General features: G+C 42.7%; 15 protein-coding genes. 14 read left to right on the forward strand and 1 reads right to left on the reverse strand.

What is annotated here, in order from left to right; translation table 11 throughout:
* Window positions 1–50: 50 nt before the first annotated feature.
* From J5A55_RS05270 to J5A55_RS05310, 9 genes are all read left to right on the forward strand, one after another.
* Window positions 51–1,697 (forward strand): fumarate hydratase, encoded by a 1,647-nt coding sequence (locus tag J5A55_RS05270; RefSeq protein ID WP_004384462.1) that lies wholly within the window; start codon window positions 51–53, stop codon window positions 1,695–1,697.
* A gap of 634 nt (window positions 1,698–2,331) precedes the next feature.
* Window positions 2,332–2,508 carry a hypothetical protein gene (locus J5A55_RS05275; protein ID WP_004384459.1) on the forward strand — a complete coding sequence of 59 codons (177 nt, stop codon included), beginning with the start codon at window positions 2,332–2,334 and terminating at the stop codon, window positions 2,506–2,508.
* Window positions 2,509–2,553: 45 nt separating this feature from the next.
* The gene (locus J5A55_RS05280; protein ID WP_211802919.1) at window positions 2,554–4,329 is read left to right on the forward strand and encodes a hypothetical protein; all 1,776 of its coding nucleotides are present in this window, start codon (window positions 2,554–2,556) and stop codon (window positions 4,327–4,329) included.
* A 269-nt stretch (window positions 4,330–4,598) separates the two neighbouring features.
* The gene (locus tag J5A55_RS05285; RefSeq protein ID WP_211802920.1) at window positions 4,599–5,063 is read left to right on the forward strand and encodes an HU family DNA-binding protein; all 465 of its coding nucleotides are present in this window, start codon (window positions 4,599–4,601) and stop codon (window positions 5,061–5,063) included.
* A gap of 511 nt (window positions 5,064–5,574) precedes the next feature.
* The gene (locus J5A55_RS05290; RefSeq protein ID WP_039851553.1) at window positions 5,575–8,709 is read left to right on the forward strand and encodes a SusC/RagA family TonB-linked outer membrane protein; all 3,135 of its coding nucleotides are present in this window, start codon (window positions 5,575–5,577) and stop codon (window positions 8,707–8,709) included.
* 12 nt (window positions 8,710–8,721) lie between these two features.
* Complete coding sequence (locus tag J5A55_RS05295; RefSeq protein WP_004384453.1) at window positions 8,722–10,317, forward strand: RagB/SusD family nutrient uptake outer membrane protein; 1,596 nt, start codon at window positions 8,722–8,724, stop codon at window positions 10,315–10,317.
* 20 nt (window positions 10,318–10,337) lie between these two features.
* Window positions 10,338–11,441, forward strand: coding sequence for a glycoside hydrolase family 18 (locus J5A55_RS05300; protein WP_004384452.1), 1,104 nt, complete (start codon window positions 10,338–10,340; stop codon window positions 11,439–11,441).
* 20 nt (window positions 11,442–11,461) lie between these two features.
* Window positions 11,462–12,586 (forward strand): DUF1735 and LamG domain-containing protein, encoded by a 1,125-nt coding sequence (locus J5A55_RS05305; protein WP_211802921.1) that lies wholly within the window; start codon window positions 11,462–11,464, stop codon window positions 12,584–12,586.
* 23 nt (window positions 12,587–12,609) lie between these two features.
* Window positions 12,610–13,965, forward strand: a complete 1,356-nt coding sequence (locus J5A55_RS05310; RefSeq protein ID WP_004384448.1) for a discoidin domain-containing protein — start codon at window positions 12,610–12,612, stop codon at window positions 13,963–13,965.
* A 621-nt stretch (window positions 13,966–14,586) separates the two neighbouring features.
* On the opposite strand, the gene J5A55_RS05315 is transcribed toward J5A55_RS05310, so the two are convergent.
* Window positions 14,587–16,131: an alpha-L-fucosidase gene (locus tag J5A55_RS05315; RefSeq protein ID WP_039851552.1), complete on the reverse strand. Its 1,545-nt coding sequence runs from the start codon at window positions 16,129–16,131 to the stop codon at window positions 14,587–14,589.
* Between the two features lie 249 nt (window positions 16,132–16,380).
* On the opposite strand from J5A55_RS05315, the gene J5A55_RS05320 reads away from it, so the two are divergent.
* The 5 genes from J5A55_RS05320 to J5A55_RS05340 all read left to right on the forward strand — a co-directional run bounded on the left by J5A55_RS05320 (window position 16,381) and on the right by J5A55_RS05340 (window position 25,196).
* Entirely contained in the window at window positions 16,381–17,700 is a 1,320-nt protein-coding gene (locus J5A55_RS05320; RefSeq protein WP_004384446.1) for an MFS transporter, read from the forward strand.
* 55 nt (window positions 17,701–17,755) lie between these two features.
* Window positions 17,756–18,544, forward strand: coding sequence for a glucosamine-6-phosphate deaminase (gene nagB, locus J5A55_RS05325; RefSeq protein ID WP_004384445.1), 789 nt, complete (start codon window positions 17,756–17,758; stop codon window positions 18,542–18,544).
* Window positions 18,544–20,532, forward strand: coding sequence for a glucosamine-6-phosphate deaminase (locus J5A55_RS05330; protein ID WP_004384444.1), 1,989 nt, complete (start codon window positions 18,544–18,546; stop codon window positions 20,530–20,532). Before nagB ends, J5A55_RS05330 begins: the two co-directional genes overlap by 1 nt.
* A gap of 182 nt (window positions 20,533–20,714) precedes the next feature.
* Window positions 20,715–22,094, forward strand: coding sequence for a sialidase family protein (locus J5A55_RS05335; protein ID WP_039851550.1), 1,380 nt, complete (start codon window positions 20,715–20,717; stop codon window positions 22,092–22,094).
* 42 nt (window positions 22,095–22,136) lie between these two features.
* Window positions 22,137–25,196 carry a glycoside hydrolase family 2 TIM barrel-domain containing protein gene (locus J5A55_RS05340; RefSeq protein ID WP_004384442.1) on the forward strand — a complete coding sequence of 1,020 codons (3,060 nt, stop codon included), beginning with the start codon at window positions 22,137–22,139 and terminating at the stop codon, window positions 25,194–25,196.
* Window positions 25,197–25,291: the final 95 nt, after the last annotated feature.

The following is a 25,291-nucleotide window of genomic DNA, read 5'->3' on the forward strand; positions in this document are numbered from 1 at the left end:
AACGCCGCTGTGCCTTATACAACAAAGGCACAGCGGGAAAACAAAACATTATGGCTGAATTCAAATATGCACCAATGTTTCAATTGGGCAAGGATGACACCGAGTACAGACTGATCTCTAAAGAGGGAATTAGTGTAGGTGAGTTTGAAGGTAAAGAGATCCTTAAAGTAAGTAAAGAAGCGTTGACGCTCCTAGCACAAGAAGCTTTCCACGATTGTGAGTTTACGCTCCGTCGTGCACACAATGAGCAAGTTGCGAAGATTCTAACTGATCCAGAGGCTTCAGAGAACGATAAGTATGTTGCTCTCCAATTCCTCCGCAATGCAGAGACGGCAGTTAAGGGAGTATTACCTTTCTGTCAGGATACGGGTACGGCTATCATTCATGGTGAGAAGGGACAGCAAGTTTGGACTGGTTTCGAGGATGAGGAAGCGCTCTCACGTGGTGTATTCAATACTTTCACCGAGGAGAACCTTCGTTACTCACAGAACGCTCCTCTTAACATGTATGATGAAGTAAACACAAAGTGCAACCTCCCTGCACAAATTGATATCGAGGCTGTTGAAGGTGCAGAATATCGATTCGTAATGGTTGCCAAAGGTGGTGGTTCTGCTAATAAGACCTACTTCTACCCAATGACAAAGGCTACCATCCAAAACGAGGGAACGCTGATTCCATTCCTCGTAGAGAAGATGAAGAGCCTAGGTACAGCTGCTTGTCCTCCTTACCACATCTGCTTTGTTATTGGTGGTACATCTGCTGAGAAGAATCTATTGACAGTTAAACTCGGTAGTATTAAGTACTATGATAATCTACCAACTACAGGTGATGAGACAGGTCGTGCTTTCCGTGACATCGACCTAGAAGCTAAACTCCTAGACGAGGCACACAAGATCGGACTTGGTGCGCAGTTCGGTGGTAAGTACCTAGCACATGATATCCGTGTCATCCGCTTGCCACGCCATGGTGCAAGTTGCCCTATAGGTATGGGCGTAAGCTGTTCTGCTGACCGAAACATCAAGGCTAAGATTAACAAAGATGGTATCTGGTTAGAGAAGATGGATACAAATCCAAGTGAGTTAATACCAGAGGAGTACCGCAAGCCAGGAGAGGGCGCAAAGGGCATTGAGATTGATCTTGATAAGGGTATCGATGCTGTACGTGCGGAATTAACAAAGTACCCTGTATCTACACGTGTCAATCTAAAGGGAACTATCATCGTAGCACGCGACATAGCACATGCTAAGTTAAAGGCTCGTTTGGATGCAGGTGAAGACTTACCTCAGTACTTCAAGGATCACCCAATCTTCTATGCTGGTCCTGCTAAGACACCTGCAGGTTATCCTTGTGGTTCAATGGGACCAACAACAGCTAACCGAATGGATCCATACGTAGATGAGTTCCAGAGTCATGGTGGCTCACTCGTTATGTTGGCGAAAGGTAATCGTACGCAAGTTGTTACTGATGCATGTAAGAAGCATGGCGGATTTTATCTCGGTACGATTGGTGGTGTAGCTGCAGTCCTTTCACAAAGTAGCATTAAGAGCATTGAATGCGTAGAATATCCTGAACTTGGTATGGAAGCTATCTGGAAGATTACAGTTGAAGACTTCCCTGCTTTCATCCTTGTTGACGATAAGGGGCATGATTTCTTTAAGGAATTAAAGCCATGGACTGGTTGCAGTTGCAATAAATAAAGAATAAGAGTACATAAAACTAAAACTCTTTATTACATAATTACCGTGCCAAATCCCCAGCAAACAGTACTTTCTACTCCCCTCTCCATTCGGAGAGGGGGCGGGGGTGAGGCTGGTTGGGGCGAGTGTTGAGGCTTTTTTTCTTTCTTTTTCCTTGCCCATTCAATTTATTCTTCTTACCTTTGCCGCCGTGAAACAATTAGCAATGACATATCAAGTGAACGAAGTACTGCAAAGAATTATCAAGTTCTTTGCATCTTTTTGCACTTTATCCTTGGTCAATCCAAATAATTTGCTAACACACACTATATGCGCACCTAGCGTACAATAACACATTTTTTCTTCTCGCATACGCGCGCGCGAAGCGTGCCGTAACCCCTGTAAACAAAGGACTTTCAAGAGTTTCCTTTGTTCGCTTTTTTATGCCCTTTTTGAAGACCGCTAAAACGCAAAATATAGAATTTAATTCACGTATAAAATCAAACTTACGTAGTGCCACAGAGCATCAAGAGGAGGAGATAATTCATTGTTTTAACAACTCTTCTTATGCTTTCGTCTCCCTCTTGAACTCTGTGACATGAAGTAAAGCAAGTGAGAATCATTAATAATAACTATTTTTTAATCAATAAAAGCAATGAGCAAAAAGAAAGAAAAGAAAGATTACGAACGACCCGAGTGTGCCGTCTACGAGTTGGAGATAGAAAACTTCATCTGTACATCTATTTCCGCAGTCGCTCCCAATGCACCACAGACTACAGAAGAGGATTGGGAAGATGGAGGAACAGTAGACGGTGGAGTACTCAACCTCTAAGCCACAGAAGTAAAGAAATCAAAAGAAACAATTAAAACGACAACAATGAAAATCAAAAGAATTAATACGGCATTCCTGTTGCTCGCCCTTGCGGGTATGACACTGACAGGATGCAGTAACGAAGACATTGTCAATGTAAATCCACAAGAGGGAGGTACAGGCAACGTCTCATTCTCTATCGTTGAAAAAGATTATGAATCAGCAGACGATACTCCAAAGTCGCGTGCTGCAGCAGAGGAGATAAAACCAGAAGTACAAAATCTTGGTAACGGGTTGATGGCAGAGGTAAGCCTTGTTCCCGACACCACACACAGAGCCGAAACTCCTAAGACACGTGCGATCGCTACACCAACGCATTATACAATTCAAGCCTTTCAAGGTGGCGTAAAGAAAGGCGAGTTAAAAGGTACATTCAGTGGTTCTACCTTTACCCCAGATGGAGGCTATCCTAATGAAATTAACCTTCCTCACGGTACTTACGATTTCGTTTGCTTTAATGACGGAGTAACAGCCAATGGTACGCAGCTTACTGTCAATCGCTCTGATGCAGCTACCGCTCGCTTCACGATACAGCGCGGAGTTGTCATCAACCAAAAGCCTAAACAGTTGGTAACTTTTACGATGAAGCATGCTGGGGCTAATGTACTGATAACGATAAATTTTATGAATTGTGCTTTTACTGGGAAGTTCTCAAATACCCAGTATGTTAACGAGGAAGGCATATCTGTGCGTGATATAGATTGGGACAATCCATTAGAAGTTTATAAGTACAAATTAGAAACCTCTGCGAATGCTATACCCGAAACAATGGTCTACGATTTTGCTACGAATACTTCCAACTATCCAGCAAAGAGTCAGATATCTAAGACAGGGAAACTTGAAGTAGGACTACCTGCGGCATACAATACACCTGGTACGACATTAGTAACTTCTGGTAGTCGTGCTCTTAATGGTTATTTTCTCCCTAAAACCGACTGCTCAAAGTTTAAATTAACCTTTACTGATGGTGAAGCCGGTGGCATCAGTCTGGTAGGAAAGTCTATCACTGTACCAGAGCATACGCTGGTGGAAGCGAACAAACGATACATTGTTGCAATACGTCTCTATCTTACCAATGAATATCTATACAGTGACGGAAAAGTAGGTCCACGAGACAAGAATCCGACTAAGACACCAGTTGCCGTAGTTTTGGATTTAGGACGTCGTATTGCTGTTGCATTGCATGATGTGAATGAAGGAGGTAACGATCAATTCCAATGGAGCAATGCTACTACTACTTCGGAAGCAGTAGATCCCAGTCGTCCTTCTCTCCGCGCTGCTACCAATTATTCAGAGCTTTTTGATGGTTTTTTTATTGGTGATGGGGTTGTTCCTCATAACGCCACTATTCAGGCAGCAGAGGACTATACTCCTGCTTCTCCAATTCCAGCACACATCTGGAGAGTTCCCCCAATGACAGACATCCTCTGTCTAGGGACAGACTTAGGGAGAATGTTGGAAGATGGAAAGACTTATAAATCATACCTTTCTCGTGGCGGTCTATTTAATTTTTTAATTCCTTCTAATGCTGCAGCAACAGGTTTCACTCCTTCTTCTATAGATTTTCCAGCAATGACGGATATGACACGTTTCAATAATGCGTTTATAAGTGAAGGTGGTACGCCCCCATCTGGTACATATTGGATAAATAATGAATGTAAAGATGGAACGGAATATAAGATGCCAACAATTACCATCTCTAACGATGGTAAGCTCCACTTAGGCTTAAAGTCTAAGACTGAAACGGCTAAAATTAGACCGTTTATTTCTTATTATCCTTAGAATTAGAATGTTTAAGTTGAAGTCCTTTTGTACTTTAAGTTAAAGTCCTCGACAGTTTTAAGTTAAAGTCCTCGAGGAGTTTAAGTTAAAGTCCTTCGGTACTTTAAGTTAAAGTATGACGGGACGGTAACTATAAGATAAAAGTCTTTGATTATAAAGGATTTAAGGAATTAGCCGTAAGGCGAAAAAGAAAAGACAATATCGTGTTAATTAACGGGGCGTAATGAATGCGTTGCGCCCCATATTTAAAAACCTAAAAACTTTAAACTATGATTTTTTTTTTAGTAAAGGAGAGTGTTCTCCGAGTTGGTCCTCGTAAAGGACAGAAAGCGTATAGCGCAGTGCCAAAGGCACCGAGTAAGTTTTCCGCTGCATGGCTGGTTGAGCGCATAGTTCGTGAGACTTCGTTGAGTGAAGGCGATGTGCGTAATGTGCTTATCACGTTGAAGAATATCACCCGTGAGGTGGTTTCATTGGGTGGCTCGCTCGATCTTGGCGACATCTTTTCGTTCCGCACGGTTATTAACTCGAAGATGGAAACTAATGAGAAGGATGTTTGTGCCGAGTCGTTGAAGAAGCCGCATATTGTGGTGGCATGGAAGGAGCCTGTTCGCAAGGCGTTGAAGGATATTCAGGTGGAGGTGGATAACCCTGCGAGAAAGAAAAGCCTCACCCCCAACCCCTCTCCAAAAGGCGAGGGGAGTGAAGAGAACCCAGGACCGCAGGTAGGGTAAGCCCCCTCCAACTCCCCCGAAAGGGGGAGAGTGCCTAATGGAAGCTAGTTAGGATATAATACCACAAAGTCGGGACAGACGCCCTCGTCTATCCGCTCCCAATGATTAGGATGTTTCGGACAGACGAGGGCGTCTGTCCCTACTTTGTGGAGATTGAGAAACACCTATTCTAACTAATTTCCGTAAGGCTCTCCTCCCCTTGGGGGAGGTTGGGTGGGGTTCTACCTCAAGAGGCGGCTGCCATCAGGCTGTTCTTCGATCATAACTTTGCTGAATTAGACCATTTTATACCTAAAAGGAAGCATAATATGGCTATTTCGTTCATATAGTGTTTATATTTGTTAAAAGATATGTGTGAGCTACACAATATTACAACAGGATACATTATATTTGCATCTGCAAAACCTAAAGGTAAAAAAATAACGACCTTGTGTTAGATAACCAAGTCCTAAATACAACACCCCAAGGACACCTAAGTCAGATAATTTATTAACAAACTCAACTATAATCAATGAGAAAAGGAAAGATTCTACCAGTAAGTGTTTTCCTATCTTGCTGCTGTCTTAACGCGTTTGCCAGTGGTCATGTCAGTTCATCTGACAATCTCGGCAAAAACATGGTTACAGCAATTACCAAGGCAATAGGCACAGGTATCTTAGGAACACAACAATCGAATGGTGATGTAAAAGTTAACGGTACTGTCGTTGACAACGCCGGTGAGCCAATTATTGGTGCAACGGTAAGAGTAAAGAACTCTCAAAGTGGTACAGCAACTGACCTTGACGGTAAATTTGAGTTAAACGTCCCTAAGGGTTCAACGCTTATCATCAGTTACGTCGGAATGCTTACGCAAGAAGTTCAAGTAACAGGTTCTTCTGACCTAAAGATTACCCTGAAAGACGAAGCCCACAAGATAGACGAAGTTGTTGTAACCGCCTTAGGTATCAAACGCTCTGAGAAGGCTTTGAGTTATAACGTACAGAAGATTGGTGGCGAACAACTTAGTGCTGTTAAGAATGTAAACTTTGTAAACAGTCTGAATGGTGCTGTTGCCGGTGTGAACATCAATGCATCAACGTCAGGTGTTGGCGGTGCTACCCGTGTTGTCATGCGCGGTACAAAATCTATCACCGGTGGTAACAACGTCCTTTATGTAATCGATGGTGTGCCAATGCTCAACAAGAGTGGTGGTGATGTTGGCGGTGGTCGTTACTCAAGCCAACCTAGTGGTGAAGGTATTGCAGATATTAACCCAGACGATATTGAGAGCATCAACGTTCTTACAGGTCCATCTTCTGCTGCCCTCTATGGTTCAGCTGCCGCTAACGGTGTTATCATGATTAATACGAAACGTGGTACAGAAGGAAAGGTAAGGGTAGCTGTTTCAAGTAGTATGGAGTTCTCTAATCCTTTTGTTATGCCAGAGTTCCAAAACACTTATGGCAACAAAGCTGGTTCTTTTGAGAGCTGGGGTGATCGTTTAACAACACCGTCTTCTTACAATCCTAAGAACTTCTTTAACACTGGTCATAGTTACATCAACTCTGTAACATTGACAACAGGTACAAAGACAAATAAGACATATATCTCTGTTGCAACAACCAATGCAACGGGTATATTACCTAACAACAAATACAATCGTTACAACTTTACAGCTCGTAACACAAGCGACTTCCTCAATGACAAGTTACATCTTGACGTGAGTGCTAGTTATATCATCCAGAACACACAGAATATGTATCGTCCTGGTGAGTACTACAACCCATTGACAGCCGTTTACCTTTTCCCACGTGGAGAGGATTGGTCAGCAGTACAGTTGTACAAGCGTTACGACGCTTCACGCAAGTTTGCTACACAGTATTGGCCATACGGTGACCAGGGCATGCAGCTGCAGAACCCTTACTTTATTGTTAACGACATGATGACTCCTACAGAGCGTAAGCGTTACATGTTCATGAGTAGCTTGAAGTATGACATTCTTCCTTGGTTAAATGTTACTGGTCGTGTACGTGTTGATAACACAAACACAGAATCAGAGAGTCGTTTCCACGCAAGTGGTCAGGGCATCTTGTATGCAGGTACATACGGTAATGGTATCTACAACCACTCTCAGAGCATTGATCAGCAGACATACTTGGATATGATGTTCAACCTTGATAAGAGTTTCGGTACTGATTATCGCTTAACAGCTAACCTTGGTGCCAGCCTCGAAGACTATCGCTCAAGTGGCGTTGGTTTTGGTGGTCCTATCCTCAAGGTTCCTAACTTGTTCTCTTCTGCAGCACTTGATCCAGTAAACGCGATACCTAATGACTCCGAGTTCCGTAAGCGCAATACGGCTATCTTTGCTAGTGCTGAACTCTCTTGGAAAGATATGTTGTTCCTCTCAATGACAGGGCGTAACGACTGGAGTTCACTCTTGGTAAATGCAAAGGAACCTTCTTTCTTCTATCCTTCTGTAGGTTTATCAGCCATTGTAACTAAGATGGCTAAACTTCCAGAGTTCATTTCATTCATGAAGGTGAGAGGTTCGTATACAGAAGTTGGTTCTCCAATCCCTGATCGTTACCGTGGTGTTACCCGTGGTACAGTAACCTACCCTATCGTAAATGGTATTCCTTCTACTCGTACCATCATGCCTTTCTATGACTTCAAGGCTGAAAGGACAAGATCATACGAGTTAGGTTTAGACCTACGCATGTTCAACAACAAATTGAACCTCGACCTTACTTGGTATCACTCTAACACCTACAACCAGACTTTCTTAGCAGAGCTCTCTGCCACATCTCCTTATTCTGGTTTGTATATTCAGGCTGGTGACATTGCCAACACTGGTGTAGAAATGTCTTTAGCATATAACGACCATGTTGGTGCTGTAGACTTTGAGTCACGTCTTGTATATAGCCGCAACGTCAATAAGGTAAAGAAGTTGGTTCGTGATTATCACACAGGTATTGACAATCAGGTAATCAACTTCACAGAGACATCTGCTGGTGGTGGCTTCATCCGCGAGGGTGACAGCATGGGTGATGTATATATCACAAAGGTGTTGAAACGTGATGCATCAGGTAAGATTGCTGTTGGTGCAGATGGTAGTCTGTCTTCTATGGACTTACCAAACGGTCAACGTCTAAAAATTGGAAACACTAACCCAGACTTTACTTTGGGTTGGAGAAACAATATCTCATGGAAAGGTCTTAACCTTTCATTCCTAATCAATGCACGTGTTGGTGGTATCGTAACTTCTGCAACACAGGCTGTTCTTGATCAATTCGGTGTATCTAAGGCAACAGCAGATGCACGTGATCGTGGCTACGTAGAGGTTGCAGGTGGACAGAGAGTTGACCCACAGAAATACTACGAAGTCGTTGCTAACCAGCAGTTGATGGGTTACTACTACTATAGTGCAACTAACGTTCGTCTACAGAACATAAGTCTAAGCTACACATTGCCTAAGACTCTATTAGGACAAGGCTGGCCTGGCGTTACTGTTGGACTCATCGCTAATAACTTATGGATGATTTACAACAAGGCTCCATTCGACCCAGAGGTTGCTGCTTCTACTGGTACCTATGGTCAAGGTAGTGACTATTTCAGTGCTCCTAGCCTAAGAAACATTGGATTTAGCTTGAAACTTAACTTCTAAAATAAACTTCTTATGAAAAGAAATATTAATTCTATTATATGTGTTTCGGCTCTTGCCGCATCACTATTAGCATCTTGTCAAGCTGACTTTGAGGATATAAACCGTGACCATCGTCAGCCTACAGAAGAACAATTAGAGCAAGATAACCTCAATGTCGGTGGTTTTGTTACTTCTTTCGAAGAGAGTATCTTCCCTGTAGGATCTTCTGGTACAGGTTATGTTAACGATTATCAGATTCCTTACACACTAGCAGGTGCATGCTGGATTGGCTATATGGCACCAGCTCAAAATAAGTGGGTTGGACGTGGTTTCCCTAGTTATGCTCTGAAGCCATGGAGTCAGTATACCTATAATGTAATGGCTGGTAATGCCTTCCGTAACTTCCTAGATGTTAAGAAGCGCACTGCTAATGACCCAGAAGGATTAGCAATAGCACAGATTATCAAGGTCGCAGCCGTCCACAAAGCTGCAGATACCTTTGGTCCAATTCCTTATACCAAGGCTGGTATTGCTGGTGCTACAACAGCTGAATACGACTCACAAGAAGATGTTTATAAGGCTATGCTAAAAGATTTGGACGACGCTGTTCAGGCTCTTAGCAATGGTGGACATGATGTATTCCCTAAGTATGATATCATTTACGAGGGTAGTTACACTAAGTGGTGTAAGTTTGCTAACTCCTTAATGCTTCGCTTGGCTATGCGCATTGTTTACGCTAATCCAACGCTTGCACAGCAATATGCAGAGAAAGCAATCAATAATCCTTATGGTGTAATTGAGTCTGCTAAAGACGCTGCACAGCTATCTAAGGGTGCAGGTGTTTCTCTACGAAATCCATTAGTAATTATCAATGGTAGCTACAATGACGTTCGTATGGGTGCAGAGATAGAATCATACCTCAAGGGTTATGACGATCCACGTATTGCTTCTTACTTCGTAAAGTCAAAGAACAATGGCATCGAGGGGTACTATGGCGTTCGTTCAAGTATTCCAAACACAACAGACTACTTGGATAAGACAAAGTCATCTTCTCTCAATGTACAAGATGCAACACCTATTTACATCATGAAGGCTTCTGAGGTTTACTTCCTACGTGCTGAAGGTGCACTTCGCGGCTGGAACATGGGTGGTGGCTCAGCGCAGTCATACTACGACAAGGGTATTGCTACTTCATTTGAAGAGAATGGTTTAAGTTCTGCGCAGGCAACAGCGTATGCAGCAAATAGTACCGCTAAACCAGCTAACTTTATTGATGCACAACACTCTGAATATAATGCAACTGCAGCCTCTACGATCACTATCAAATGGCAAAGCAGCGATACCTTTGAAAAGAACTTAGAGCGTATCATCACACAGAAGTACCTTGCTATCTATCCTGATGGACAGGAGGCTTGGTCAGAGTTCCGCCGCACAGGATATCCTCGTATATTCCCTTCTGTTCTCAATGCAACAGATTGTGATGTTGATGGCGACCTCCGTCCTACACGTATTCCATACTCAAATGATGAATACACCAAGAACCTTGTAAACATTCAGAAAGCTGTATTATTATTGAATGGACCAGACAATGGTGCAACACGTGTATGGTGGGATAAGAAGATTAAATAACCCTTATAAAGATTATTCAAATGAAGAAATATTATATTTTCGGTCTCTTAGCATTGCTCTTCGCTACTGTTAGTTGCAGCGATTGGACAGAGCCTGCAACAAAGAATATCGACGGACTCTTAGCTGATGCTGATGCTGCACAGGCAAAAGCACATGAAGCCTATCTTGCCAACCTCCGTGCGTACAAACAAACTGATCACCAAGTCACCTTCGGGTGGTTTGGTGGCTGGACAGGTGAGAATCCAGCTTCACGCTGCCTTTATAATCTCCCTGATAGTACAGACTTCGTTTCTCTTTGGGATGGTTTCTCTAATCTAACAAAGGCACAACAGGCTGACTTGAAGCGTGCTCAAGAAGAGAAAGGTATTCGTGCATTGGCATGTGCTCTTCTTTTCGACATTGGTAAAGGTGTAACCCCTGCACAGCCTAAAGCATCAAAGGATAAAGGTGAGACTTGGGAACAATACAACCACAACTACTGGGGGTGGGTAGATGGTGATGAGGATAAGATCAATGCTGCTATTGTAAAGTATGCTAATGCGATCTGTGACACTATCTATAAGTACAACCTCGATGGTTTCGATCTCGATGCAGAGCCTTATATCCCACAGCCATTCCACACCAATAAAGAGATGTGGCAAGGTGATCGTATGAACCTCTTCATCCGCACTATGGGCAAGCGCATCGGTCCAAAGGCAGAGACAGAAGAAGGAAGAAAGAAGCTGTTAGTCGTAGACGGTGAGCCTTACTGGTTCTCTGCAGATATGGCTCTCTACTTCAACTACTACATCCTTCAGGCTTACAACTGCTATTCTTACACTGATCTTGACACACGCTTCCAGCAGGTTGCTAATAAATTTGCGTCAAAGCAATCAGCCGAAGAGGTAGCTCGCAAGCTCATCGTAACAGAGAACTTCGAGGCATACTCTGCTAAGGGTGGTGTAAACTTCACGACTCGTGATGGAAAGACAGTCACATCTTATCTTGGTATGGCTCAATGGCAACCACTAAAGGGACGCAAGGGCGGTATCGGTAGTTACCACATGGAGAAAGATTATGCAGCTAATCCTTCTTACAAATACCTACGTCAAGGCATCCAGATCATGAACCCTGCTGTAAAATAACTAAAACATAAATAGACAAGATGAAACATATATTTCAATTCTTAGGTATCGCTTCTATAGCATGTCTCACATGGTCATGTGCAAATGTAGACTATGATGAGGTGGGCAATGAAGACAAGTTACCCAACGCAATATATATAGATGGTGCAGATGTTGCGCCGATCTCTAAGCTAACAGTAGACGCTACTGGTGGCAAGGCTAGCTTTACAGCTCGTGCAGCAAATAGACTATCATCCAATGCTAATCTAAAGTTTGCCATTGATGAAGAAGCACTGACTAAGTACAATGAGGCAAATGGCACACACTATAAGCTATTGCCTGCAAAGTATTACAGCCTATCAACAGAGAATCTCACCATTGATAAGGCAAACATCTCTAATGGTACAATCGATGTAAACGTTAAGCCACTTGGTACTGATTTAGACGCTTCAACAAAGTATGCTATACCTGTGAAGATCGCTTCAGCTGATGGCGCAAAGCTCCTCGGTTCAAGCTCAGTAAAGATCTTCGCTATCGACCGCGTACTTTACACAACCGCTCTACGTCAGAAAGACTTCTACTTGAAGACCATCTTCCCAACACCTTACACCGGCTTACAGGAGTGGACAATGTCTTATGCTATCAAGCTTGATCGCAATAAAGACAATCAAGCTGTCCTCTCTCCAGACTTCTATTCTCGTGTCACTGCTGATGGTGCCTTGCAGATGAAGGTAGGTGAGACTGACGACCCTAAGGCATTTGCTAAGACAAAGCTACAGCCAGGTAAGTGGTATTACATTGCTTGGGTTTACAAGAACCAGCATGTAAGATGCTACATCAATGGCGTACTTGATAACGAGTTCGACGTACCAAAGGTTGAAACTTTCACTAAGTTGAACATGAGTTGGGGCGCATTCGAGGGCTATGTTCGTGAGATTCGTCTCTATAACAAGGCACTCACAGCATTCCAAGTAGCTGATAACTTGTACATTGAAACACCTGACAATCCAGACTTACTCTTCTATGCTCCATTAGACAAGAAGACTGGTATTAAGGATGTATCAAAGAAGCAGAATACGATCAAGGTTTATGCTGCTGGCTCAAACGATGCTACAGAATATAACCAAAGCCTTCTTACATGGTCGAATGAGAAGTTCCCAGAATAACATTCAATAAGTAACTAAGCAATATGAAAAAGAACATATATATTATAGCAGTTGCACTCGCAGCTACAACCTTTACGGGTTGTAGCCACGATTACAACTATGATGGCGAGTACGACATCCCAGGTTATTTCCATGGCTCTGACCCACGAAACAACTTGGTTTACTTCCCAACTAATGTTCAGGAATATACCAACGACTTTGTTGGAGACATTCCATTGGGTGAGAATAGTCACACATTTAACTTCACTGCAAACATCAGTCGTAATCTTACTAACGCTACTAAGGTTCAGGTGGCATTAGCAGCTGACGCTCCATTGTTAGCTACTACTTACAAAGATTATCAAGTCGCTACTGCTGACCAGATATCTCTTCCTAACAACGGAGTATTTGACTTTGCAGCTGGCACAACTCAAGTAAACATATCCGTCACTGTAAATAACCTCCAGAAGATAACCAAACCAACAGTCGTACCAGTACGTATTACGCCTTCAAGTGCTGACTTGAAGAATCCATCAACAACCAAGCAGGACTATGCTTACATCGTTATTCAACCTAAGGATGTATGGACTGCTAAACTTGTTGGTGAAGGTGGAATAGCAAAGATTGGTGCTTCTTCTACGACATATACAAGTGGCACAACGTTGAATATTCGCTTTGCTACAACCAAGCAGATTACTGAAGACTGCAAGGTGGGATTAGAGCGTGACAACTCTCTCTTCAAGAGTGAGGGTAATACGAAGCTTGCTCCTGAAGGTATCTCTGTCGCTTCACAGGTAAATGCAAAGAACTTATCAGGAGTGCAAACTACCGTAACATTGCAACATCCAGAGAAGTTCACAGCAGAGGGCTTATACATTCTTCCAATGCGTGCAGTATATTATGACAAGGCTGGCAACAAGCATTACATCCAAGGCGGAGAGGTGCTCATTCCTATTAATGTTGCTGATATCCACTTCGAGGCATCATCTTCTGCTCCATCAGGTAGTAAAATCTCTAGTTCAGATTACACCATCACTACTTCTAATCCATTCTCTTATGGTTCAATAGAAGATTTGTCTGATGAAGATACGGAGCAGTTCACTTATCTTCCACAAGGTACAACAGACATTACTATCGATTTGAAGCACACAACGAGCGTGAAGGGAATGAGCTTAGGAATATATATCAATAGTGATTATGCTTACTATCCAGACTACGTAAAGGTTTATGGTAGTACCGATGGTTCTAACTGGCAACTCATGTCTGACAAGATTACTATGAACCAAACAACTTGGAATGACATCGTTGCTACGAAAGCTACAAATGTGCGCTACATAAAGATTGAGTACCACACACCAGAGGCTTTTGGTTCATTGTCAGAGATCGAAATCTTTAAGTAATACCGATAATAAGTAAACATCCTCGTGGTGTTTACAACAAGCAAAAATAAGAGGCTGTATCGCTTCTCTTGCCACTACAATAGGTGGATAATGAGATGAGGTACAGCCTCTTTTTGTGTCATCTATAGACAGCAGATATGTGTTACCACCGTTACACGTATGTGCTATTACTTGTTACACATAGGTGATACAGAAGTATCATCAGGGTGATACTGGAGTATCATTAGGGTGATACTGGAGTATCATCAGGGTGATACTGGAATATCATCAGAGTGATACTGGAGTATCATTAGGGTGATACTGGAATATCATCAGGGTGATACTGGAATATCATCAGGGTGATACTGGAATATCATCAGGGTGATACTGGAATATCATTAGGGTGATACTGGAGTATCATCAGGGTGATACTGGAATATCATCAAGGTGATACTGGAATATCATTAGGGTGATACTGGAGTATCATCAGCATGATACAACAAGGAGAAGACATCAAACGAATCAGATGGAGGATAGGTTCTCCTACAAACAAAGTAACGCCCTTCTTGAATTGAGATAAGCGTTATCTCGCATCAAGAAGGGCGTTTGCTATATTTGAGACAGACGCTGTCTGCCGCTCTCCTACTCTACCAAACGATAGAGACCAACCTCACTAATGGATGGAATGTCACGTACTTGATGAATAACCAAACGTACTTCTTTCGCTGTTTGAGGAACGAATTTCAACAGGCGCTTATGCCCTATCGTAGTACCCTCCGTCACCTTCTTCCATTGTCCTTTAGCATCTTTTACCTCCAATGAAAACTGCTCTACTCGCTGTCCTTTTCGGATGTCTTCTTGCACAGAAAGCACATTGAATGTCGCTGGTTGCTTGAGTTTAAACAGGAAAACAGCCGTGCCCTTTTTCATATTCGGACGGACGGATGTATCGTAATTATCATCTATCAAATTCTGACCTTTACCCTCTCGCAACTGACAAGTAACTTTCGCATTCGCTAAAAGGTTATGCTTAAAGGTAGTATCATATAACTGACGGAAACCACGAAGGCTCTTCACATCTGCCTCCGCAAGCAGTCCTTCCTTATTCGGAGGAAGATTCAAGAGTAAAACTCCATTCATTCCAACTGATGAGAAGTAGATATTCATCAACTCTTTGGGCGTCTTTACCTTATTGTCCTGATCCTTATGATAGAACCAACCTGGGCGTATGGAAACGTCAATCTCTGCTGGATACCATACGAGAGACTTTGCTTTCTCAATTACTTTCCGACTTCCCAAATCCTCTCCACGCATGTCGCCAACAGGCTGAGTCAGCATTTCCTGTTGAGAGTTCTTAGCTATGGCATCCTGGTTGAGATTGTCCTTGGGAACAACGCTCCACTCCATTTCACGACCTTTACCAGTCTCAGTTCCAACCCATCGAACGTCTGGTCCCATAACTGCTATCACAGCATCGGGTTGTAATTTGCGAATGACCTCATACCAACGCACAAAGTCATAGTGCTGCTTCTTACCGTTAGGTCCTTCACCGCATGCACCATCAAACCATACTTCACTAACCTTTCCATATTGCGTGAGTAACTCTGTCAGTTGCTTAACAAAGTAATCGTTATATTCCTCTGTACCATAGAGCTTAGAGTTACGATCCCATGGTGAGAGGTAAACTCCAAATGACATACCATACTTATGACAGGCATCACTAACCTCACGAACTACATCGCCCATTCCGTTCTTCCATGGCGATTGCTTCACACTATGGTCAGTATAAGCTGAAGGCCATAAACAGAAACCATCATGATGCTTACATGTAAGGATGGCACACTTGAATCCCGCCTCCTTCAACTCACGTATCCATTGGTCAGCATCAAGGTTAGTTGGATTGAAGATCGCTGGGGACTCCGTTCCATCACCCCACTCCCTGCCTGTATAAGTATTCACACCATAGTGCAAGAAAGCTGTCAACTCCTGTCGTTGCCAGTTGAACTGACGAGCAGAAGGAACAACATTTGCAGCTTTCTTAATAATGTCTGCGGGCGAATCAGATGGATTGATAACAACAAAATTATGCTCCTGAGCATGCGCTACAGGGAGCAAGGCAGGCATACAAAGCAAGCAAGAACTTGCTATCGTAGCCTTCAGAATTTGCGAGTAGGCTTTATTCTGCATACGAATAGGTAATTGATTGTAAATTAATTTATATATTACTTCTCCGCAAAAGTACGACTTTCTCTTTAGATAATCAAACTCTGCTATCACAAAAAGGATATAAAGACTCCTAAAAGCAGAACAAACGACAGTAAACGACAAATAGCCCAGAAATAACACTTTTAATTGGTAAATTATAGTTAAATGTTTCGATAAGTATAAGTAAATTCGTAACTTTGAATCCGCTTTACAAGACAACCCAATAAACAAATGAATCTAAAAACTAAGAACCGAGTGACGGTAAACGAAAGCCAAAACAAGCAGCATAGTCCAGCAACGTGGGTACCAACACTTTACTTCGCAATGGGTATGCCATTCGTCGTTCTCAACATGGTTTGCACGTTAATGTATAAAGGTATGGGAGTTTCTGATGCTCAAATTACCTTTTGGACATCGCTCATCATGCTTCCGTGGACATTCAAACCGTTATGGAGTCCATTCCTTGAAATATACAAGACAAAGAAGTTCTTTGTTGTTCTCACACAAATTCTTACAGGATTGTTGTTCGCTTTAGTAGCTTTTGCACTACACCTTCCTTCGTTCTTCGCAATCACCATCGCCATACTAGCAGTAATTGCGATGAGTGGTGCAACACATGATATTGCAGCTGACGGAACCTATATGTCAGTACTTTCTAATGAGGAACAAGCCCGTTGGATAGGCTGGCAAGGTGCATTCTATAACATTGCAAAGATTGCAGCAACTGGCGGATTGGTATATCTTGCAGGTACGTTTATTAACATCTTCGGCGTTACCAAGGCATGGACAATCATCATGCTCATTATTGCAATCATAATGGTTGCTATTGGTATCTACCATTATTTCATCCTTCCTAATCCAAAGAAAGAAGCACAAGAAACACCTCAATCACTTAGTGATTCATTAAATGAATTACTCAAAGTATTTATTGATTTCTTCAAAAAGCCACATATTCTATACTATATCTTCTTCATCATTCTGTATCGATTTGCGGAAGGTTTCGTGATGAAGATTGTCCCTCTCTTCCTTAAAGCACCCCGTGCTGAACAAGGATTAGGACTTACCGAGCAAGAGATTGGACTTTGCTATGGCACGTTCGGAGCTGCAGCTTTCGTCATCGGATCTATCCTTGCAGGTTATTATATTGCTCATAGAGGATTGCAGAAGAGCTTATTTTCACTTGCGTTAGTATTTAACATCCCCTTTGTAGCTTACACGCTCTTGGCCATTTATCAACCAGAAAGTTTGGTATGGATTGGTGGCGGTATCGTAATGGAGTACTTCGGGTATGGCTTCGGCTTTGTGGGTCTGTCACTATTTATGATGCAACAGGTTGCTCCAGGTAAACATCAAATGGCACACTATGCCTTTGCCAGTGGTATTATGAACCTCGGAGTAATGTTGCCGGGCATGCTAAGTGGTTTCTTTAGTGACCTCCTCGGCTATCGTTTGTTCTTCATCTTTGTATTGGTATGTACCATCCCAGCATTACTAATTACATGGTTCGTACCATTCACTTACCCAGACAAAACTAAGAAAGAAAAGGCTTAATAAGCACTTAAATAACAAGTATAACATTCAAACAATATAATTAAAATCAAAACTTATGAGATTAATCATAGAACCCGATTACAATCAGTTATCTAAATGGGCAGCTAATTATGTTATCGAACGTATCAATGCTGCGAAGAATCAAACAAAACCTTTTGTTCTCGGTTTGCCTACAGGTTCGTCACCAGAGGGTATGTATGCAGAGCTAGTTAAGGCTTACAAGGAAGGTAGAGTGAGCTTTAAGAATGTAGTTACATTCAATATGGATGAGTATGTAGGACTACCAGAAAGTCATCCACAGAGCTATCACTCATTTATGGCAGAGCATCTCTTCAATCACATTGATTGCCCCAAAGAGAACATCCATATACTTAATGGTAATGCAGAGGATCTACAAGCTGAATGTCAGCACTATGAGGACATGATTCGTGAAGCAGGCGGTATTGATCTCTTCTTAGGTGGTATTGGTCCTGACGGACACATTGCCTTCAACGAGCCAGGTTCATCCCTTCGCTCACGTACACGCATCAAGACATTGACATCTGACACTCGTATAGCAAACTCTCGATTCTTCGATAATGATCCAGAGAAGGTTCCTGCACATGCTTTAACAGTAGGTGTTGGTACGGTGATGGATGCTAAGGAAGTCCTTATCCTTGTAAATGGTCATAACAAAGCAGAGGCTCTTCACGCTGCTGTTGAGGGTGGCATTACCCAGAAATGGACAATCAGTGCCCTTCAAATGCACGAACATGGAACAATTGTTTGTGATGAGTCTGCAACCGACAAGTTGACTGTTGAAACATATAAATACTTTAAAGATATAGAAAAGGAGAACCTATAATGAAACTAAATCTAAGTTCGCAAATCGTACTCAACCAAGTTTCTAAGGAGTTTTATCACCCATCATCTGCTATCGAGAGATCAGAGATTACACGCTTTGAAAAGGTGCCTACTGATATCTTCCCAACCATCGAAGAGGGTGCCGCTGACATAGCGAATCAACTTGAGATTGATATTAAGAAGAGGGAGCAGGAAGGTCGACTATTTATCATGGGTATCGGTTCCGGCTCATCTCTCACACCAATATTTGAAGAACTTATCAAGCGTCATAAAGCTGGCAAATTGAGCTTCAAGAACGTTGTTATGTTTAATGCTTACGAGTACTTCCCACTGAATGCTGAGAATGTAAATCGTAGTATCAACCAATTGAAGCAGCGCTTCCTTAATCATATAGATATCGAAGAGAAGAACATCTATACATTGGATGGAACGATTGCTCAAGACAAGGTACAAGAACATTGCCGTGCCTATGAACAGTGTATAAAAGAGCTTGGTGGACTTGATGTTATCCTATTGGGTATTGGTCGTATGGGTAATATTGCAACCAACGAACCAGGTTCTAGTCTCACCTCTGCATCACGCCTTATCCTCATTGATGAGACTGCACGCGAGGAGATGAAGATGAGTTTCGGCTCACAAGAGACCGTTCCTCCATGCTCTATCACTATGGGTATTAGCACCATCCTTGCCGCTCGCAAGATTTTCTTAACAGCATGGGGCGAAGAGAAGGCAGATATCATCAAGAAGACTGTTGAGGGTAAGATTAGTGAGACAGTACCTGCATCCTACTTACAAACACATAATGATGCTCATGTAGTAATCGACCTCTCTGCTGCAGCAAAACTTACTCGCATCCAGCATCCTTGGCTTGTTGCTTCATGCAAATGGACCGATAAGCTGGTACGCTCAGCATTGGTGTGGTTGTGTCAGATCACAGGTAAACCAATCCTCAAGCTGACGAATAAAGACTACAACGAGAATGGTCTTAGTGAGTTATTAGCACTCTATGGTTCAGCTTACAATGCTAATATAAAGATCTTTAATGACCTCCAACATACTATCACAGGATGGCCAGGTGGTAAGCCTGATGCCGACGACACCTATCGTCCCGAGCGTGCTAAACCATTCCCGAAGAGAGTAATTGTATTCTCTCCACACCCTGATGATGATGTTATCTCAATGGGAGGAACTCTCCGTCGCTTAGTACAACAAGGTCATGATGTACATGTGGCTTATGAGACATCAGGCAACATTGCCGTTGGAGATGAGGAAGTTGTACGCTTCATGCACTTCATCAATGGCTTCAACCAGATATTTGGCAACGAGCAAGATGAGGTCATCAAGTCTAAATACAAAGAGATTAAGAACTTCTTAAAAGGCAAGAAAGAAGGTGATATCGACACACAAGATGTACGCACTATCAAGGGACTTATCCGTCGTGGAGAGGCTCGCACCGCTTGTACATTCAATCAGATTCCACTCGACCACGTACACTTCTTGGATCTTCCTTTCTATGAGTCTGGTAAGATCGAAAAGCTCCCAATGAGCGAGGCTGATGTAAATATTGTTAGAGACCTCATCACTAAGGTGAAACCACATCAGATTTATGTTGCTGGTGACTTGGCTGATCCTCATGGTACACACCGTAAGTGCACCGATGCAGTACTTGCTGCTTTAGACCTTGAGAAAGAAGCTAAAGCAGAGTGGCTAAAGGATTGTCGCGTATGGATGTATCGTGGAGCATGGGCAGAATGGGAAATTGAGAACATAGAAATGTGTGTTCCTATCAGTCCTGAAGAGCTACGTGCTAAGCGCAACTCTATCCTCAAACACCAGAGTCAGATGGAAAGTGCTCCATTCCTCGGAAACGATGAGCGACTCTTCTGGCAGCGTTCGGAAGACCGCAATCGCGGAACAGCTAAACTATACGATGACCTCGGTTTAGCTTGTTATGAGGCAATGGAAGCATTCGTTGAATACAAGTTCTAGTATCTAAAGGGGCTGTAATAGAAAGAGTATCTTTAGATTACAACCTTTGAAAGAAATAACCCTGTACCTACCTTTCAAGGGTAGGTACAGTTTATACAAACCCCAATATAATCATGTTCTCATCGATTAGAACAGTGATTATTACTAAACAAAACAATCAAAAACTTCCCCATTTAACAAAAATGAGAAAGCATATTATCTTTTCACTTATTCTCTCTTTGTCATGTTTGACAGGGTATGCAAAGACTATCCAAACACCTAAAGATGATGGTGAATTTAGAACCATTGTCTTTGACGGAACACATAGCACCGTCCCTTACCGCATCCCTGCAATTACAGAAACACGCAAAGGAACATTGCTCGCAGTATGCGACTATCGCTTAAACCACAGTGATATAGGATGGAACAATCGCAATGGTTTATGGCAGATTAACGTTGTTATGAAGACAAGCCAAGACTTTGGTCGAACTTGGTCAGATTCTGTTTGTGTTGCACGTGGTAATGAACATGCAACTAACCCTGTACGTGCTGCTTTCGGAGACCCAAGTATTGTAGCAGATAGAACATCTGACAATGTCCTCCTACATTGCGTTGCGGGAAAGTCAGGATACCAGACAGCAACCCGACAGAATCCACAACATGCTGTATTCTTCCATAGTAAGGATGGTGGTAAGACATGGGACAATGGTATTGAACTAACCGAGATGATACATGGTCTTTATGATGGGAAACTACCCAACGGAGGCAAACCTGACGGTATATTCCTTACATCAGGTAAGATCATGCAAAGCCGCTATATACGTAAAGCTAAGTTCTACCGCCTTTATATAGCACATCCAATCAGACAAAAAGGTGTGGATATCTGCGGTACATTTGTTATCTATTCAGATGACTTCGGATATACTTGGCATACTCTTGGTAACCCTTCTGTCGCTCCTTCAATAGCACAAGATGAATCAAAGATAGAGGAGTTACCAGATGGTAGTGTATTACTTAGTTGCAGGAATGTATATGGTGGAAGACGATTCAATGTGTTCACATATACCAATGCAAAAGAGGCTACTGGGTCATGGGGCAAAGAAGTAATGCCTGAGAACATGACCGCTAAGGAAGTAAATGCATGTAATGGTGGTATCCTCATCGTACCAGCTAAGAGGAATATTGATGGCAAACAACTCTTCGTCGCCCTACAATCTGTTCCTCTCAGCGCAAAGCGTGATAGCGTTGGTTTCTATTATAAGGAAATAGCCCGTTATGCCGATTACTCAACAGCAGCGGCACTTGGAAAGAATTGGAAGAAAGGACTACGTGTAACTGACGAGTCTTCTTGTTACTCCACAATGGTTAATATGTCTAACCATCGCATAGGCTTCCTTTACGAAGTTCGTGGGCAAAATGATGGCTATGACATAGAGTTTGTTAGTCTCTCATTGAATGATATCACAAACGGAGAATACACGATTCTTCCACATGTTGACCGCACGCAATTCCTCAAAGATGTAGCTCTTGCAAGGAAAGGAAAGACTCAACCAAGAAACAAAAGCAATATAAGAAAGAAATAAGAACAGACTTTTATACTATCAATTTATTATCAAGATATTGACATGAGAAAAATATTCAGCATTCTTTGTGGCATATTACTTCCTCTATCCTCATTGGCTCAGACTACCACTCCTGAGTGGCAGAGTCAATACAGCACAGGACTGAACAAGTTAGAACCACATGCTTATGTGATACCTTACTCATCTGTTGCAGCATTGCAGCAACCTGGTGGTTACGAACATTCCACCTACTATATGTCGCTCAACGGAAAGTGGAAGTTCCATTGGAATAGAAATCCCGAGCTACGTCCAAAGAACTTTTATCAACCTGATTTTGCCGTACAGGGATGGAATGACATCAATGTCCCAGGCAACTGGGAACGCCAAGGTTACGGCTTACCTATATACGTCAATGAGACATACGAGTTTGATGATAAGCTCTTCCACTTTAAGAAGAACCCACCTCATGTACCATCTGCCGAGAATGAAGTAGGCGACTATCGTCGTACATTCACTATACCTGCTGCATGGAAGGGACGCCGTGTCGTTCTATGCTGCGAAGGTGTTAAATCATTCTTCTACTTATGGATCAATGGGCAATATGTTGGTTACAACATGGGTGCGAAGATGCCTTCTGAATGGGATATAACCAAGTATCTTAATGACAAGGGTGACAATGTAATTGCGATGGAAGTTTATCGTTGGAGCTCTGGTTCTTACCTCGAATGCCAGGACTATTGGCGTATCAGCGGTATTGAACAGGATGTTTATCTCTACTCCACACCTATGCAATACATTGCAGACTATAACACAACTGCTTCTGTTGACAAACAGACGGATGGTAGCTACAATGGTTCTTTCAGTCTAACTACCAATATTAAAGGTACAGGAGCTGCTTCTGTCAATTACACCTTAACGGACGACAAAGGCAACAAAGTGCTCTCCGAAGATAAGACTGTAAACCCGAAAGATGCCGATGCTATCGTTAACTTCACCACAAAGAATGTACAGAATGTAGCTGCATGGAGTGCTGAGCACCCTAATCTCTACACGTTACTTATCACCTTAAAGGATAAAGATGGTAATGTTACAGAGCAAACTGGTAGCAAGATAGGATTTAGAACTATCGAGATAAAGAACAAACAACTCTGTATCAACGGCACGCCTATTCTTGTCAAGGGAGTCAATCGTCACGAACATTCCGAGCGTGGTCGTACCGTCAGCAAAGAGCTTATGGAGCAGGATATTCGTATGATGAAACAGAACAACATCAACTTTACCCGTTGCTCTCATTACGTCAACGACCCTTATTGGTATCAGCTTTGTGACAAATACGGATTGTACGTTATCGATGAAGCAAACATCGAGTCACATGGTATGGGATATGGTAAAGAGTCATTAGCAAAGGATAGTACATGGCTCAAAGCACACATGGATAGAACTCGCCGTATGTATGAACGCTCTAAAAACCACCCAAGTATCATCATCTGGTCATTAGGTAATGAGGCTGGTAATGGCACTAACTTCGAGCACACATATCGCTGGCTTAAGAATGCTGATAAGACTCGCTTGATACAATACGAGCGTGCGGAAGAGAACTTCAACACGGACATCTATTGCCCTATGTATCGTTCACTCGATCACATGAGGGAATACGCTAAACGCACTGACACCACTCGCCCTTACATCATGTGCGAGTATCTTCACGCTATGGGTAATAGTTGTGGTGGCATGAAGGACTACTGGGACTTGATTGAGAAAGAACCTATCTTGCAAGGTGGAAACATCTGGGACTGGGTGGATCAGTCGTTCCGTGAAATAGATAAGAACGGTAACTGGTATTGGAGCTATGGTGGTGATTATGGACCAAAGGATGTTCCTAGCTTCGGAAACTTCTGTACGAATGGTTTGATAGCTGCCGATCGCACACCTCACCCACATCTTGCAGAGGTGAAGAAGATTTACCAGAACATTAAATCAGAGCTCGTATCAAACGATAAAGAAATAACGATTAAGGTAAAGAACTGGTTTGATTTCACCAATCTCAATGCTTACCAGCTTAACTGGCAGATTGTTGATGAGAACGGAAAGGTGCTCTCTAAGGGAACAAAGAACGTGGATTGCGCTCCTCATGAAACAACAACAATCACCTTCCCTACTGCTAACTTGAAGGCAACTACCGAAGCCTTCCTTGATCTCGCATGGCAACCTGTCAATGACGGATTGGTTATCACCAAGAATGATGTAGTTGCTTACGATCAGTTCACACTGAAACAAGCAGCGAACTGCACCACTTTCCTCCCACGTGAGAAGCAACGCACAAGTTATAAGGTGGATGAGAAAACAGGAGAGTTAACCTCTTTGAAGAATGGCAACAAGGAATATCTTGCTACCCCACTCAGCCTTAATCTTTATCGTCCAGCAACCGATAACGATGGACGTGACCAATTCGGACTTAGACGCTGGCGTGAGGCTGGACTTGATTCTATCACGCAGAAGGTAACGAAGATTACGCATAAAAAAGACGTAACGAGCGCAGAGACCGAAATTATCGGTAAGAAGGGTAACGTCATTGGAACAGCTCTCTTCACTTATCAACCACAAAAGGATGGTGCGTTAGCAGTATCAGTGACCTTCAACCCAGACACCTCAATCATCAAATCGCTTGCTCGCATTGGACTTACCTTCCGAATGAATGACGACTTTGGAAAGGTTGAATACGTTGGTCGTGGTGATGTTGAGACTTACAACGACCGCAAGCAAGCAGGATTGATTGGGCATTACAACACCACTGCAGAGGCTATGTTCCATTATTATGTGAAACCACAAGCAACGGGCAACCGCACTGATGTGCGATGGGTGAAGTTCTCTGACACAAAGAACCAACTGATGGTTGCAGCGCAGCAACCCTTCCAGTTCTCTGTAATACCATTCTCTGATAGTGTTGTCGATCGTGCTACTCACATCAACCAACTCTATCGCGATGGAAAGGTAACAGTACACTTAGATGCACTGCAAAGCGGTGTTGGTACTGCAACCTGTGGTCCTGGTGTTGCCGAGCAATATCGTGTTCCAGTTAAGCGAACAACCTTCAGCTTCGTTCTCTATCCTTTCGCCAAATAGTGTAAGCGATTAGAACAACATAAACAATCGCCCTATTCCTTTCCTCTTACCATCATTCGGGGGAAAAGAATAGGGTTTTTCTGTCCCCTAACATT

It is taken from the genome of Prevotella veroralis (genome assembly GCF_018127765.1).
In the GTDB taxonomy this organism is placed as follows: Bacteria; Bacteroidota; Bacteroidia; order Bacteroidales; family Bacteroidaceae; genus Prevotella; species Prevotella veroralis.